The 14234-nt window shown below is 59.7% G+C and carries 15 protein-coding genes; 5 read left to right on the top strand and 10 right to left on the bottom strand.

Features of this window, described 5'->3' with window-relative positions:
• Positions 1-94 precede the first annotated feature (94 nt).
• A complete protein-coding gene (locus NKJ04_RS08245; protein WP_352674277.1) occupies positions 95-1537 on the bottom strand; it encodes a glycosyltransferase family 39 protein in 1443 nt (480 codons plus the stop codon).
• A 190-nt stretch (positions 1538-1727) separates the two neighbouring features.
• Here NKJ04_RS08245 and NKJ04_RS08240 point away from each other — a divergent pair, with 190 nt between their 5' ends.
• Positions 1728-1898, top strand: a complete 171-nt coding sequence (locus NKJ04_RS08240) for a hypothetical protein (RefSeq protein ID WP_164762750.1) — start codon at positions 1728-1730, stop codon at positions 1896-1898.
• A 39-nt stretch (positions 1899-1937) separates the two neighbouring features.
• Positions 1938-2645: a hypothetical protein gene (locus tag NKJ04_RS08235; protein WP_023814072.1), complete on the top strand. Its 708-nt coding sequence runs from the start codon at positions 1938-1940 to the stop codon at positions 2643-2645.
• Between the two features lie 86 nt (positions 2646-2731).
• Here the strand turns inward: NKJ04_RS08235 and NKJ04_RS08230 are convergent, their stop codons facing one another.
• The 6 genes from NKJ04_RS08230 to NKJ04_RS08205 form a co-directional block, all read right to left on the bottom strand.
• The gene (locus NKJ04_RS08230) at positions 2732-3046 is read right to left on the bottom strand and encodes a hypothetical protein (RefSeq protein WP_127297818.1); all 315 of its coding nucleotides are present in this window, start codon (positions 3044-3046) and stop codon (positions 2732-2734) included.
• 359 nt (positions 3047-3405) lie between these two features.
• Positions 3406-3729 carry a hypothetical protein gene (locus tag NKJ04_RS08225; RefSeq protein ID WP_013530789.1) on the bottom strand — a complete coding sequence of 108 codons (324 nt, stop codon included), beginning with the start codon at positions 3727-3729 and terminating at the stop codon, positions 3406-3408.
• The gene (locus NKJ04_RS08220) at positions 3729-3914 is read right to left on the bottom strand and encodes a hypothetical protein (protein ID WP_032909564.1); all 186 of its coding nucleotides are present in this window, start codon (positions 3912-3914) and stop codon (positions 3729-3731) included. The genes NKJ04_RS08225 and NKJ04_RS08220 overlap by 1 nt, the downstream gene beginning before the upstream one ends.
• Positions 3899-4132 carry a hypothetical protein gene (locus NKJ04_RS08215; protein ID WP_023814075.1) on the bottom strand — a complete coding sequence of 78 codons (234 nt, stop codon included), beginning with the start codon at positions 4130-4132 and terminating at the stop codon, positions 3899-3901. The genes NKJ04_RS08220 and NKJ04_RS08215 overlap by 16 nt, the downstream gene beginning before the upstream one ends.
• 1 nt (position 4133) lies before the next feature.
• Positions 4134-4352, bottom strand: coding sequence for a hypothetical protein (locus NKJ04_RS08210; RefSeq protein WP_023814076.1), 219 nt, complete (start codon positions 4350-4352; stop codon positions 4134-4136).
• Positions 4349-5059: a glycoside hydrolase family 108 protein gene (locus NKJ04_RS08205; RefSeq protein WP_352674276.1), complete on the bottom strand. Its 711-nt coding sequence runs from the start codon at positions 5057-5059 to the stop codon at positions 4349-4351. The genes NKJ04_RS08210 and NKJ04_RS08205 overlap by 4 nt, the downstream gene beginning before the upstream one ends.
• 235 nt (positions 5060-5294) lie before the next feature.
• Between NKJ04_RS08205 and NKJ04_RS08200 the strand changes: the two genes are divergently transcribed.
• From NKJ04_RS08200 to NKJ04_RS08190, 3 genes are read left to right on the top strand one after another with little or no spacing between them, the layout of a single operon-like run.
• Positions 5295-6005, top strand: a complete 711-nt coding sequence (locus NKJ04_RS08200; protein ID WP_164892974.1) for an FkbM family methyltransferase — start codon at positions 5295-5297, stop codon at positions 6003-6005.
• Between the two features lie 24 nt (positions 6006-6029).
• Positions 6030-6467 (top strand): hypothetical protein, encoded by a 438-nt coding sequence (locus NKJ04_RS08195; protein WP_352674275.1) that lies wholly within the window; start codon positions 6030-6032, stop codon positions 6465-6467.
• A gap of 4 nt (positions 6468-6471) precedes the next feature.
• A complete protein-coding gene (locus NKJ04_RS08190; protein WP_352674274.1) occupies positions 6472-7653 on the top strand; it encodes a hypothetical protein in 1182 nt (393 codons plus the stop codon).
• On the opposite strand, the gene NKJ04_RS08185 is transcribed toward NKJ04_RS08190, so the two are convergent.
• The 3 genes from NKJ04_RS08185 to NKJ04_RS08175 all read right to left on the bottom strand — a co-directional run bounded on the left by NKJ04_RS08185 (position 7622) and on the right by NKJ04_RS08175 (position 14228).
• Positions 7622-10285 carry a right-handed parallel beta-helix repeat-containing protein gene (locus NKJ04_RS08185; RefSeq protein ID WP_352674273.1) on the bottom strand — a complete coding sequence of 888 codons (2664 nt, stop codon included), beginning with the start codon at positions 10283-10285 and terminating at the stop codon, positions 7622-7624. The genes NKJ04_RS08190 and NKJ04_RS08185 overlap by 32 nt on opposite strands.
• A gap of 359 nt (positions 10286-10644) precedes the next feature.
• The gene (locus NKJ04_RS08180) at positions 10645-13482 is read right to left on the bottom strand and encodes a hypothetical protein (protein WP_352674272.1); all 2838 of its coding nucleotides are present in this window, start codon (positions 13480-13482) and stop codon (positions 10645-10647) included.
• A 431-nt stretch (positions 13483-13913) separates the two neighbouring features.
• Positions 13914-14228: a hypothetical protein gene (locus tag NKJ04_RS08175; protein WP_352674271.1), complete on the bottom strand. Its 315-nt coding sequence runs from the start codon at positions 14226-14228 to the stop codon at positions 13914-13916.
• Between the last annotated feature and the right edge of the window lie 6 nt (positions 14229-14234).

Raw genomic sequence — 14234 nt, 5'->3', positions numbered from 1 at the left:
AGCGGTTTTCCGTCTGGAATTGCGTAAAAGCAAGTGGTCTCGCCATAAATGGGCATTGTCACCTGCTTCGTCCAGCGGACGCGGTGGATCTACTTCAGTTGCTCGTTTGGGCGAGCCTGTCGATCAAACCCGGTAGCTTCATGCCAGGCGGAATGGCGGCAAAGCTGATCGCCACCGGTGGTGCCCTGAGCGACCAGTCGAAAAGAACGGTCTTGACGGGGATGTTGCCCAGCCACGCCAGCAGCCGAGGTGGCACGCCGCTCCCGGGCCAGACCAGGAGCATGCCGTGATCGCGCAGCCGCTGGCTGGTGATCCAGGGGGCGAGCCGCATGTCGAGGTCGGTGAAGATCGACGGCTTGTCATAGGCGTTGAGGCCCGCCAGCAACGCGATGCGGGTATCGCCGCCGACGATGTCGAGCCGACCGGGCACCGCCGCGTGCCAGACCGCCTCGGCTTCGTCCGAAATCTGCCGCGCTGGCCAGCAGACGGCATCCATGCGCCCGCGCAAATTGCAACTCGTCCAGCGGATGCCCGCATAGGCACCGGACATGCCGAGGATGCAGGCGAACGCGCAGATCGCCAGCCGTCGCAGTTCGACGGCGCCGAGCCGATGACCCAGCAAGGCGAGCGCCACAACGCCGACCAGATTGTACATCGGCGCGCCCCACGCCTCGCCGGCGCCGGTGAACAGCGAAGCCACCATGACAAGCACCGCCGGACCAAGCCCCATCCACACGAGATAGACCAGCGCGCCGCGCTCGATGGGCTGTTCCGGCGCGGGCGAACGCCGCAACAGCCCCGATATCGCCAGCACCAGCAATAAGCCGCAGAGCCCCGCCATTTGGACACCGATATAGTAAAGGCGGGCGCGGTGGACCAACACCCATTCATCGCGGCCGGCGGCATAGGTCAGCGGCAGGAAATCGATGCGGTAGAGCTGGACGGCCAGCGGCGCGGCGACGGCGAGGAAAACCGCGAGCCCAAGCCAGGGCCAGGGCGTGGCGAGCCGGTTGCGTGCCCGTGTGTCCGACAACAGCCAGATCGCCCCGAAGAGCAACAGCAACCCGGTGGAAAACTTGGCATAGAGCCCGACGCCCGACACCAGTCCGAGCGGCAGCCACCAGCCCGGCCCACCGCCACGGCCCGCACGCCACAGCAGCCAGCAGATTGCGGCCCAGAAGGGCATCTGCGCGTAATCATGATTGAACTGCGGTGTCGGCCAGCCGAAGAAATACAATGACGGCATCAAAAGCACGGCGGCCAGCGCGCGGGTTCTCCCGAGCATGTCGCGGGCCAGCAGGTAGACGAAGACGAAGGTCGCCGAGACGACAAGCTGGGCGAGCAGATATTGCGGCCAGCGGAACGATCCGGTCAGAAGATGGCTGATCTCGAGCAGCCAGCCGGGAAGCTGCGGATGCTTGTAGGTCAAAAGCACCCATTCGCGGCCCCACATGAAGCTCTCGACGACATCGCCGGGCGGGGCGGCATCGACAAGCGCCGGAACCACGGTCCAGCACAGGATCTGCGTCAGGCACAAAGCGCCAGGCCGGCTTCTGGATAGCGCATCAGACCCGGCCAGATCGACGACTGCCGCCAGTCGCCTGGAACAGAACTGCCGACCGGCAGCCAACCGTTCATGGGTTCGTCGATTCGCGTCATGCGGTGGATAAATCACACCGGACGGTTTTACGAACAGCCCAGAACTTGAAGCTTACGAAAATGTATACTTGGCCGACCATGGCAAAACCAAGATTGAGGCAGAGTTTCGCGCCACCATGCCGCCTCTCCCGTCATCACATGCCAGCAAGACAACAATGGAACACGCCATCCCGCAGCACCCTGAACATGCCGGGCATGGCGCCTTGGGCGTGATCGCGGCAGGTGTCGCCTACGCCTGACCGGCTCCCGTCCCCAAAAAAGCATCCAGGATTTGAAAAATGCGCCACCACCATGCCGTCATTCATTACCGTGCGCTCGATTTCTGGATGGCCCGTGCGGCCGTTCTCGTCATCATCTGCCTGCAGCTTCTGGTCATCAACAATCTCTCATTCGGGCCGCGCTGGGTGGCGCCCGCGCTGGAGGCGGCCCTGCTGCTGCCCTTGTCGGTGGCCACCGCCTGGACACAGGCCGCCACCCGAAAGGCGGTCGAGGACCACGAGTGGCATGCGATCGGCCAGTTTCGGGTCATGATCCGCAGAACAGCCCTGACCATGACCGCCATCATCAGCATCATGAATTGCGGTTCGCTGGTCCTGCTGGTGCGTGCCTTGCTGGAGGGCCATGCCGGCAACAGCGGTACGACGCTGCTGATCGACGCACTCAACATCTGGGTTACCAACGTCATCGTGTTTGCCTTGTGGTTCTGGAGCACCGACCGCGGCGGTCCGCCGACCTGCGGCCTCGTCAAGCTCGCACAGGCCGATTTCCTGTTCGCGCAGATGACGTTGAACGACCGTGAGCTTCGAGATTGGCTGCCCGGCTTCGTCGATTATTTCTTCCTCGCCTTCACCAATGCGACCGCATTTTCGCCCACCGATACCTTGCCACTCTCCCAGCGCGCCAAGCTGCTGATGATGGCCGAGGCCATGATCTCGCTGCTGACCATCGCGCTGGTCGCGGCACGCGCGGTCAACATCCTCGCTTGATCGGCCCGACACGCGAAAATAGCCCGCCCGGCGAACCGGAACGGGCTATTTTGGGTTGTCTTCGATGATTGGAATGCAGCGCCGAACTAGTGGCGCTTGCCCAGCCTGTAGCTGTTGCCGCCCAGCAGGTTGACGCCGAGCCCGCTCAGAACGCCACCGACGATGTTGGTCTTGTTGCCGTTCAGAATGCCTGAGACGACATTGCCGCTCAGGATGTTGTTGCCGCTGAGCACGTCGTTCAGCGCGGTGATCTTGCCAAGGTCGATGGATGGCGAAACATTGATCAGGCTGCCCGAATTGCCTCCCCAGCCGCCCGAACCTCCGCACCCACAACCTGCCTCGGCGGCTCCAACGGACGATGCAACTGCAACAGCGGCTAAAATAACAGTGAACTTATTCATGAAAGCTACTCCCGTTTGATGATGGAGATGGCTTCCGTCTTCTGTGGTCTACCTCTTGTTTAACAATATATGAACACTTCATCCGCTCAAGTCTTTATCTGGTTTCGGTGCATCAATCAAAAATTAACAATAATCATTATGCATAACCGACATGATTAACTTGCTTGTGACAACGGGCGATGACGAGACCGGTCAGATCGAATGCCGCTCAGCAATAGCCGATCGGAAATACAAAAAAGCCGCCCCGGCGTGAGCCGAAGCGGGCAGCGGTCGTTTCTGGAAATGAGAGCAGCGCCGCGCCAGGTTGCCTGCCTCGGTAATTCCGAGGCAGTAGCCAACAGACGACGCGGTGCCAATAGCTACTCCTCCACCCCCGGCTTGAATCTCCGCACCACAAACTCGAACAGCACGTCCGAAATCCACATGGCGCAGACGCCGATCAGGAAGGCAGCCGCCAGCGTGGTGGTGTCGTCGGCGGGATCGGGCATCGGCAGGCCGGCGATCCTGGCGTAGGAAACCGCCGGCAGCGTCAGGTAGGCCGCCGCAAGTGCGCCGCAGATCGGCGAGGCCACCATTTCGCGCAGCTTGTAGCGATGCCGCGACAGCGCGCGCAGAACGCCGCCGGCGAGACCGGCCGCCACGACCGGTCCCTTGATGCCGAGCAGGTCGAAAAGATCGTTCATCATGGCCTCCAGCCGCAAAGTTTCTGGCCCTTTTCGTTGTGAGCCAGGATCGCCGCCACCGACGCATCGGAAAGGGTCGCCGCCTCTGCCCTTGTCGGGCGGAGGGGATGCCCGGCCGCGCAGAACGACCCGCCTGATTTGGTGCAGCCGGCCAGCAGGAGCGAGAGCGCTATGATTTTGACCATCTGGCCAGTCTCCCCCTGTTGTCGTCCGGCGCCCGGCCGGCGACGGCATCGTCGATCTTCTGGGCTTCGGTGCGCGCCGCTGCGTCGGCCGCATCCTGCCTGGCCTTCTGGCTGGCCTTGCCCTTGGCATAGGCCGTCCAGACACCGGCAAGCGCGGCGCCCATTGCCAGAAGATACGGCCAGGCCTGGCCAAGCAGCGCGAGGGCGAGTGTTCCCATCTCATGTCTCCTTGGCCGGCGGCGCGACCATGCCGCGCGGCCCGTCACGCACCGCGTTGATGATGATCTTGGCAAGGGCAATGGCGCCGCTGATCTGAAGCGCGGTGCGGTCGCCCACCCCGAGCAGCGTCCAGTCGAAGCCGGCGAGCGCGCCGCCGCAGATGATGGCGATCAGCGTGTTGAGGAGATTGTGCAGCGCATTGGTGTTGAACCATGTCATTGAAACAGGCTCCCGAAAAAATCGGCGACCCGATGCCGGAAGGCCGCGAGCGCTCCGGCCATGAGAACGAGGATGCCGGCCGCGGCAGCCGTCTTGCCGCCGGGCGCCGGCTGCACGGGCTGGGTCGCCGGCATCACATCAGCCGATGTCTCGACCCTGGGCGACGCCGGCGCGGCCACCGGTGCCGCGGGGCGCTGCGCCGACATCAGCAGGGCCTGAACCCGCACCGACCTGACACGATCGGACCAGCCGCGCCCGAATGTTGCCCATGTCGGCAACCGCTTGAGGAACGCCAGCCGCGCATCGCAAAGCGCATCGATGGTGACGCCGGCCGGCTTTGCCTTGGCCGCCGCGACGGTGACCGGTCCGATCCGCCCGTCCTGCGCAACGCCGACGGCCGCCTGCAAATATTTGGCCGCCCGGCCAGGCCCGCTGTTGACGGCGAAATCGAACACCGCATGGTCGACGCCATCGGGCAATTCGGCGCCGAGCACAGCGTCCCAGTAGAAGCGGCGATAAACGGTGGCGACCTGCGCGTCGCTGATCGCACGCAGATCCGCCTTCGTCGCGTCGGCCTTCACATAGCGGCGGAAGCTGGCAAGCGTCACGCCCTTCATGGTGGCGCCGCCGGGGTCAGCCGGATTGTCCGACCACCCGCCTTCCGATTTGAGAACAAGCGCAAGCGCCCGCGCGAAGTTGCGGTCCATGGTGGTTCCTTTGATGATTGAACTATGGTCGGGGAGACCGTGGAGGAACTTCACGGTCGAGGAAATGCGAGGCGGGAAAAACGCAGGGCGCTGCAGAGTGATGCGATGATCAGGAAGTCCGCAGTCGGAGAAAACCATGAACCGGGCAAGCCGTGGATATGAGTCATGCACCTTGCCAGAAGTTGGGCCGGCGCGTTTACTTTCGGCTGCTGATTCCAGCTCGTAAGGAACCGAGATGATCCTGGAAGCTATACGGAACGTGCGCGATATTGGCTTTGAAATTCTTACCGCCGGCAGAAGAACGGTAACAGTCCGGAACATCGCCCTGTCTTTGGATGGCGTCTCCCGCCGCATGCGGTACGTGATGGCCAGAGGTTACGAGGATCAAGATGCGGCTCTGGCTTCGCGCTTTTTGAGCCACCACGACAAGGTTCTGGAGGCCGGCAGCGCGATCGGCTTCATGGCGTTGAACTGCATGATCGACATCGGCATCGATGATTACTGCATGGTCGAAGCAAACCCTCGCCTAGAGGCATCCATCCGCGAGAACTTTCGCCTCAATGGGATAAGCTTGCCCGTTCTTAGGACCGTCGCTGTAGGTCCGGCCGACGGTTCTATCAGCTTCGGTATCAGCCGAAATTTCTGGTCATCCAGCGCGTTGCGTCGAGACAACGAAGCCGAACGACTCACAATACCTATGCTCTCAATCCCGACAATCGTTTCAGACCTGCCGTTTAGGCCAACCGTCTTGATCATGGATATCGAAGGCGCTGAAACGAGCATTCCGCCAAACCATTTTGAGTTATTTGAAAAACTCATCATCGAGTTCCACCCCAAATTGACCGGCCCTGCCGAAGCGCTGGAGTTGGAGCGGAACATAACCAGGCGTGGATTTACAGAGTTTGGCCGAACTGGGGGAACAATCGCGTTTATAAAGGCGCAGTGATAGCCGATTCGAGGTGAGACAGCCATGAGACCAATTGCTTTCATTGCCATTGCCGTCGGACTTGGAGCGGTCATGACTATCGGCGTCCTAGCATTCGCCACTCCCAAGGTTCCCAAAGCCGTGCCGAAGCTGGCAGAAATAAAGGACATCAAAGGTCGACTGACCGTGCTCACCGCTAATTCGTTCGAGGTGGATGGCACTTCCATTGTTCTCTGTGGAGTTAGGCCATCAGGTACGACGTCTGCGGAAAAAGTAGCCCATAGCGTTAGCCTTTCTTATGAAAATGCCTATGTGAAATGTAAGCCTGTTGGCGGCGGCACCCCATGCGATGGGAAGACGGTGGCAACGTTGGGTAGATTTATCGTAGCGCAATGCAAGATTGACGGGGCGCTTGACTTAGCAACGGCGTTGACAGAATCCGGATTTCTTTGCGGGACGATCCCTGTCTACAAGTCCTGCTAGAACGATGTCACACTATTACACAAAAACAAAAAGTATTCCAATCGATAGGCAGTCAACTTTTGCTGACAAACTTAAGACAATTTACGCCGCCGCTGCCGTCATCGCAATGAGTCTGCAAAGTGTCTACCTGTCTCAATTCGGGGTGGCCGCCTTTTGCTACCTCGGGCTTCTCATGCTGATCCCTCTATTAAGTGCGCCGGTCAAGGCGAGTGCTTTTTGGATCGTTGCTTTCCTACTAGTCGGGATGTGCGGAACTTTCACCGAAGGGGGCGGCACCAAAGCAGTCCTAGGCACTATTGGCAGCAGCTTGGCTCTCATCCTCGTTCCAGCTTGCTTTGCCAAAGACAGTCGCCCTTTGTTGGTTGGTTTGCGATGGGCGATCGCTGCGCACGCGCTTATGGTCCTGTTCCAGATTTTCTATTTCGCGGCGTTCCGAACTTATTTTGACCCGCTTGCAAGTCTTGGCCTTGGTGACCAGACGGTCATGAGTAAGAAAGGACTTGAGCTTGCTGTCGGCAGAGTGCCGCGCTTTGCAGGCTTGTCGAATGAACCAGGCACCCATTCGACTATGATCGCAAGCCTGCTTGCTGGCGAGTACGCCCTTTCGCGCAAGCTCTCCAAGGTATCAATTTTAGGCATTCTTTCAGCGATCGCGACGATGTCGCTTGGCGGCATGATGTTCGTCGCAATGTTCTGCGGAGTTGTTGGGCTCCACCAATTTTTTGCTGTTCGAAGATGGAGACTTCTTGTGGCCGCCGTCGGTATAGCGCTGCTTTCAATCATCATATATTGGACGTTGCTGAATCTTGAAACAAGATCGCAACTCTATATCGAGGGCACGCAGCACGATCAGATGATGGAGTGGGCATTTTCCTACCAGCGGATAACGCTGTTTGGCCTAAGCGAAAGTCAGATACCGATGTTCTTCACATTTGGCTATCTCGGCGTTGGCCTCGACTTTCTGCTCCGATACGGCTTATGGGCAGTTGTAGGGGTTGCCATGTATTTGTCGAGCTTGCCGCTCTTGGGCATTGGCCTGTCGGTTGTGTTGTTGGCCACAAAATTGAAGCTGACGTATCCTCTAGTTTTCGTCATCCTCGCAACGATCAACTTAGGCATGACGCAGTACCCTTACGCAAAGTTGCGAATTCATCCTAGGCTTCGAAATCCCCTGACCAGCCGATAGCCGAACTGACAACCCACAGTCCTACCGTATAGGCCTCCAGTGTTACGCGCTCGCCGGGATCGAGAATGAGATATTTTCCTGCACCGCCGCCCTTGATCGTATCCGTCCCGTTGGGCTTGATGTTCATGACATGGGTTGCGTGTACTCCGGCAAAGCCGATCCGAAGGCCAGGCACGGCAGGCGGCAGCGTATGTGTCCACGTCGCGCCGGCGCCGTTGTTGTGGCAGAGTGCCCGGTTGTGAAGCCCAGACAGCGTCGTGTTGACGGTCAGATTGATCGGCACACTCGACGTCCCCTGCAGACCGGGATTGTTGCCGCCAATAAACCTGGTCACGGTGCCGGCCGTGATGGAACTGCCGGTGCCATCGCCAACCCATTCCGACATGTCGAAACCATCGACCAGCATTTCGTCTATCGCGCCGCCGGTGGTCACCCGAAAGGCAACGCCAATGGCGGTAGAGTTCTTCAGGGCGATGTCCCTGAGACTGGCTTTGCGCAGCCGCTGGCCCACGGAAAGGTTGAACCGGATACCATGCGACTGGGTGTTTCCCCTGATGCCAGAAAGGCTAAGGCTCGCCGGTGTCACGACGTTCGCAACGACAATGGCGTCGGTCGAGCAGTTCATCAACGTGCCCGGGCCGATCGCAAGAGGCGTCTGGTAGGGCGCGGCGATTACAGCTGTGGCACCTGACGTTCCGCCCCTGATTGTCTCGCCAGCTGGAAAGATGCCGGCCGAACCGCGCACATAGATGCGCCGGGTCGCGCTGTTTGCCGTTTTGGCAACCGCAGAGATGCCTCCAGTGATTGTTTCAGCGGCCTGAAATGTCCCGCTTACCGGCAAGACCCTCAGCACGTTGGCAAAGAAGTCGACCAAGATGCCCGTCGCGCCGGATGAACCGCCAGTCACCGTCTCACCGAGTTCATAGTCGACGGTTGAACCGGTGATGACGATTTCAAAATGTTGGAACCGCAGGGTTCCGGTCGAGCCAGAGGTGCCGCCGCTGACCGTTTCGCCAGTCGCAAACGATCCAACTTGCGAGCTGAGGGCGAACTGATATTCGCCGTTTGGCTCCAATTGCAGAGCGGTGTTGTAGCGATCGACGTACCAGTTATCGAGCCGGCCCGACTGAATCTGAACGCCGAAGACGTTACCGGCAGAACTACCGGACAGCCGGTTGCCGATTGCCTTGACATTCGAAATGACGATCTCGCTGTTGGCGTCAGTCGCGGCTATGCCAACCAGACAGTCATTCGCCACCACGTTGGTTATGATCCCTCGTGGATCTCGCGCACCGGTCATCTCCACCCAGACACCGGCGGAGGGGCTGTCGAGATGTGCATCTGCGAAAACCCCGTCGACCAACACGTCGGTGGTGTTTAGATTCCCCGTATAGGTCAACACGACGCCGTCGCGTTTGCACTTCGCCGACCGGATGTTGCGCACGATCGGCTTACGGACGCCGGCCACGTAAACCGTGTCGCCAAACTCGCCGCCGGTTGGCGTGACGATGTTATAGCCGTCAATGTCCTCAATCGTCGGGCTGTCGACACAGAGCGCCATCACGCCGGCAAGGCCAAGATTGCGGACTTTCACGCCACGAATTGTCGGCCGCTTCCGGCGTGCACCAGTGGAGAGGCCGACGCGAATACCGATAGAAGCCTGGTAGCCGGCATGTGATCCACCATCGATCGTGAGGCCCCCGTCTATCAGGACGTCATCGGCGGCGATATCGATGACGGGATGGTGGCCGGTAACGGTACCGACTGGCGCGCGCAGGATCAGGGCAGAGCCGCCCAGGCATTCGACGCGCTTCTTCGCTGTCGAGATCGTGTGGTTGCCGTCGGTCTGGTAGGAGCCGTCAATCAGCACATGCGGATAGCTGCCCGCGAGCAGTGCACCTATTGCAGCCGTGGCATTCGCACCGCCACCACGCGCCCCGAGCATTGATGCCGTCACCGGGGTTGAGGCGAGAGTATAGCCCGTCTTCATCATGCCATCGCTCAGCGTGATCACCAAATCCCCGGCATTCGTTCCATTCTTGCGGTACACAGCGCCGCTGCCTGCCACGTGAGAGCTGTCGTAGAAGGCGGTGCGGATGTATGTGGGTGCTATCGGCGGCGAATAGGCCTCCGCCGTCGCCTTGGTCGCGAATTGCGGATCGAGCAAGGTTGTCATGGCGCCCGTCGCTACGTCCGCAGCGGCCTGTGCCTGGTCGATGATGCCTTGCGCGGCTGCCTGGATATCCCCGACGGTGTCGTCGGACTGGTAGAACGACAGCACAATGTCATCGGTTCCGATCACAGGGTTCAGCGTCTGGAAGGCAAAGACGAAATCGGCCGAGGCGTTGCCCTGCTGGACATGCACCGTCGTTCCCTTCTGCATGGTGCGCCCGGTGCGGGCATCGGCGGCGCGGAACCATCGGCCTTCGCTTACCGTATAGATACCGTTTTGCGTCTGGTCGGCCTGGTCCTTGACCAGCACGCGGTCGCCCACCTCCGTCGCCACCCCGTCGATGGTCTGAAGGCCGAAAAACGCAATGCTGGCGGTCGTCGCCAGACGAACGGGTTCGCGCTCGCCGGTCAGAAGGCGAACGGCGGCGGCTGAAGATCGGGCCATGCTGGCTTGCTCCATGGAAAAGCCTCGCGAAAGCGAGGCTGAGAGGGGTAAGGCCGGCGGCATAGCCGCTAGCTGACTGCGCGGCGGCGCCTTCGAGACTTGTCATGGCGATGCGCGCACGGCGCCGAATCATGAGAAATTCACAATCGAAAGAGAACCTGGGGACGACTCCGCATCGATGAGGAGCCGCAGATGGTGCGCGAACTGTAGCGGTCCCTTGTGGTGCTGGCGGCCCGAGCGCTTTCTATTGTCTGTATTTGTGGTCGTCCCCTACTTCAAAGTGCAATCATAGGATCGCCCCTGGCATATAAATGCAGCTCGGACGCGCGCGCAGTAGGTGCGCGGATCCTGTATCGATGCGACGCAGGGGCCAGTCAAAACTCCATGAAATCGATAGTAACAGCGACACCGGCAAGCACCCGCCCGGCGCCGGCGGAGTTTGAATTTACTATGACAACGTCGCCGGGCTCGAGATCAGCGCCAGCGGAGTTGCTGGCTACTCCACCGTCGCGCGTGACAAAGGCTGTCAGCCCGACTGCTGTGGTATCAATAGTGGAAACGTTTGTGGAGATCCCGCCGCGAAAGCGGCGAACGATCAAGTTGCGGTAGTTGACTGCGTCGGCTGCGACGTCGGCTGTAGTTTGGTAGCTGGCGCGAACGATGCGACCGCGACGGCGGGCAACAAACACGCTCTTGTTTATCGTGCCAGTCGCGGCGTAATCGTCAAGTTGCGCCGCAATACTTTCGGCGAAGATGTATTTCTGCGCATCACCCTGCACCGTCACAGTTCCACGGACCTTGTTGTTTTTCCCCCACATGATCGCATAGGGGTAAAGCTGATACTGCCATTTCACCGCGCCCTGTATGGGGCGCCAGATGATCGTTCCGTCGAAAATGCGATTATCGGTCCCCGCAGGTCCTCCTGCCGCCGCCGAGATGCCCGCCCCTACGCAGATAAAGAAGGCACCACCGTGCGAGACCACATTGTCGACCGCATAGGCAGTCGATACCGCCCACGCGGCAATTGAAGCTGAGCCGTCGTCCGTCACCGACAGCGCCGTTCCGGCCGGCCCGCCACTGCCCGCCGACCGACCTTCGGCTGTGGCGCGGTAGACGTTGCCGCCGTTTGTCACAAGAGCGTTGCGCTTGTAGATAGTGTCGGGAGCCCAAGCAGGGATGGCAGTGCTGTCTCCGTTCAAGATCACATCGCCTTCGATGTCACAATCATCAACTGAGGCGCGGCCAGCTCGCGCGCCGAGATTTGTAATGGTCAGATCAGTTTGAGTGCCACCAGCCGTGTTGTTGCCGCGCGTCACCAGGCGTCGCACTTTCACACGAGACGCCGACTGAATGCTAATGCCACCTTTGTCGGAGGCCTCAATGCGCAGGCCATCGATATCTATGTCGAGGTCTGACCACCCGATTTGATCGCCATTCCCCACCGCTGAAAAACAGGTGAGAGCATGGTTGAACCCGCAAATCGCACGGTAGGATGTAATGTCCTTGAGCTTGACGTTGATGCCTTCGCGTATCCAAAAATAACTGTGGTCATCGAGCGTGATGTTTTCAAGCGTGATGTCCTGCACTGGACCAGCGCCTGGGTGGCCGCCAGCCGCCCAATCCCAGCCGATGTAGAAAACGGGAGCGGCCGTCGTGCCGACCGCTGAACCGGAAATATTGCTGATAAGGATGCGCTTGGAAAGTTGGTAGTTTCTGACCGGGTTTCCGGCGACGTAATCGGCGAAAATCTCCGGTGTCGTGGTTTTGTAGTTTATCGTGGCGATATTGCCAACATTGAAGACAGAGAAGTCGCCAATCGAGGCATCAACCTGATCGTTGACGTCAATGCACTGGTTCAGACGAGACGTCGACTTGAAAACGCCATTTCGGATGACGACGCGCTTGCTTGTCCCGTCGAGATCGATCGCCTCTGAGAAATCATCAAAAATGAAGTTCGTAATCACAAGGCTATCGACGTAGCGGACATTGAAGCCACCTGTCATTTTTTGGTGAAAATGCCCATTGATCTGGACGTTTTTGCAGTTTTGAATGTGGGAATAGTAGCCGCGCCGCCCCCCGCTGGAACGGCCGATTGTATCCAGGTATCGCAACCCATCGACGCCTACCACGTAGGCAAGCCGCTGGTTGCTGTTAATTGCATCGGCATCGTTGACGCTATCGAAGGTAACGCCGTCAAAGGTGATGTTCTTCCGCGTTCCAACCGCCATATTCATATCGGTCGAGAACACCGGCTGAACATCATTTGCGCTGACGCCAGGGCGGCTCACGCCGTGAAGCACCGCCTCGCGCCCGGTGATCGCCACATTGTCCACCGTCAGCGCAACTGCCCGATAGATGTTATTTGTGGGTTGTCCGGCGAGCGTGAAGGGTGAGACAGGACCGGGAACCATCCTATAGGTCCCAGCTGGAAGGTCGACGCCCCCGATCGCCAGATTGTAAGCAGCCTGGACCGCCGGGCCGTCGTCATTGACGTTGTCTTTGCGCGCTCCTTTTTGGGTCGCCGTGGGAGTGCCCGACAGCGAATAACCAACAATCGTCGCATGGTCGGCCAGCATGATCACCAGATCCCCGGCACTCGTTCCGTTCTTCTGATAAATCGCGCCGCTGCCTGCTACCTGGTGACTGTCGTAGAAGGCTGTGCGGATGTATGTCGGGGCGATCGGCGGGGAAAACGCCTGGGCGGCTGCGAGCGTAGCGAATTGCGGATCGAGCACCGTCGTCATGGCGCCCGTCGCCACGTCCGCCGCGGCCTGGGCCTGGTCGATGATGCCTTGCGCGGCTGCCTGGATATCGCCGACGGTGTCGTCGGACTGGTAAAACGACAGCACAATGTCGTCGGCACCGATCACGGGGCTCACTGTCTGGAAGGCATAGACGAAAGCGGCCGAAGCCGTGCCCTCCTGGACATGCACCGTCGTCCCCTTCTGCATGGTGCGCCCCGCGCGCGCATCGGCGGCGCGGTACCAGTAGCCTTCCGAGGCCGTATAGATGCCGTTCAGCCTGGCGTCCGCCTGGTCCTTGACCAGCACCCGGTCGCCGGTCGCTGTCTGGACGCCGTCAACCATTTTGAGGCCCTGGATCCAGGCAACGCCGTCGATGACGATCGTCTCCAGGTTCGCCGTCGTTGCCAGGCGCACGGGTTCGCGCTCGCCGGTCAACAGGCGAACGGCGGCGGTTGCAGGTCGGGCCATAAGGCTTGCTCCATGAAAAAAGCCCCGCGCAAGCGAGGCTGTGAAAAGGGTCTGATTTTGGGGCGTGGGCGCGTCGGGAGGTTAACCCCCGTCACATGGGTGGGACCGATAAAAGTGCGCTGTCACCGTAACTGCAGCACAAGGTCGGCATCAGCCTTTTCGCCTCGGTCAGCAACCCAGTTGCCGCGCTTTTCGCACGCACTATCGATCTTTTAGATAATTTCGCGCCCAGGCTCTTGCTTCGGGGCTGCCTACATTTGGCGAGTCGTGCTCTTGCACTATTTTCTTTGTCTAGATTTCACTCCGATCCGTATCGATAGAATTCATAAAAGTGCATCGTCACCGTAATCCCCCTCCGGGGAGATGTCGGGCAGGACGAGGGGGCGCCGTAGAACGCCAGCCGCACCGCAATTCCAATCAGAAAACAGCGTTCAACCTGCGAAGTTATTGTCCACGAACATCTCGGCAAATTGCTGAGGGTTAAGCGTTACATTGTTGTCGCGGGCGATTTTGAGATTCTTTGCCCACATATCCCGGATTGCTGCCGGCATTCCCTCGGGCATGTGCATGGCTTGGGCAATTGCATCATGCCATTGTCCGTCGCCGCCATAGATAGATTGCAGTTTGGGGGCCATCTTTTTCAAGCCATCCTCCGACTCTTGAGAAAGTTCTCCAATGACCCAGAGCACATAAAGCTCCAGCAGCCTAAGCAGCGGCTGTCCATCGTAACGTGGGTTAGTCGCCATGTTTCC

The sequence above is a fragment of the Mesorhizobium sp. M0618 genome (genome assembly GCF_040320765.1).
Taxonomy (GTDB): domain Bacteria; phylum Pseudomonadota; class Alphaproteobacteria; order Rhizobiales; family Rhizobiaceae; genus Mesorhizobium.
Note: the sequence above shows the minus strand (reverse complement) of the source record. Positions and strands in the feature narration are given on the sequence as shown.

Excerpts from the sequence above, each read along its gene's own strand:
- NKJ04_RS08230 (WP_127297818.1), bottom strand. The coding sequence starts at position 3,046 with ATGAATAAGTTCACTGTTATTTTAGCCGCTGTTGCAGTTGCATCGTCC.
- NKJ04_RS08195 (WP_352674275.1), top strand. The coding sequence starts at position 6,030 with ATGAGACCAATTGCTTTCATTGCCATTGCCGTCGGACTTGGAGCGGTC.
- NKJ04_RS08205 (WP_352674276.1), bottom strand. The coding sequence starts at position 5,059 with ATGGACCGCAACTTCGCGCGGGCGCTTGCGCTTGTTCTCAAATCGGAA.
- NKJ04_RS08200 (WP_164892974.1), top strand. The coding sequence starts at position 5,295 with ATGATCCTGGAAGCTATACGGAACGTGCGCGATATTGGCTTTGAAATT.
- NKJ04_RS08190 (WP_352674274.1), top strand. The coding sequence starts at position 6,472 with ATGTCACACTATTACACAAAAACAAAAAGTATTCCAATCGATAGGCAG.
- NKJ04_RS08235 (WP_023814072.1), top strand. The coding sequence starts at position 1,938 with ATGCGCCACCACCATGCCGTCATTCATTACCGTGCGCTCGATTTCTGG.
- NKJ04_RS08215 (WP_023814075.1), bottom strand. The coding sequence starts at position 4,132 with ATGGGAACACTCGCCCTCGCGCTGCTTGGCCAGGCCTGGCCGTATCTT.
- NKJ04_RS08180 (WP_352674272.1), bottom strand. The coding sequence starts at position 13,482 with ATGGCCCGACCTGCAACCGCCGCCGTTCGCCTGTTGACCGGCGAGCGC.
- NKJ04_RS08220 (WP_032909564.1), bottom strand. The coding sequence starts at position 3,914 with ATGGTCAAAATCATAGCGCTCTCGCTCCTGCTGGCCGGCTGCACCAAA.
- NKJ04_RS08175 (WP_352674271.1), bottom strand. The coding sequence starts at position 14,228 with ATGGCGACTAACCCACGTTACGATGGACAGCCGCTGCTTAGGCTGCTG.
- NKJ04_RS08185 (WP_352674273.1), bottom strand. The coding sequence starts at position 10,285 with ATGGAGCAAGCCAGCATGGCCCGATCTTCAGCCGCCGCCGTTCGCCTT.
- NKJ04_RS08210 (WP_023814076.1), bottom strand. The coding sequence starts at position 4,352 with ATGACATGGTTCAACACCAATGCGCTGCACAATCTCCTCAACACGCTG.
- NKJ04_RS08225 (WP_013530789.1), bottom strand. The coding sequence starts at position 3,729 with ATGAACGATCTTTTCGACCTGCTCGGCATCAAGGGACCGGTCGTGGCG.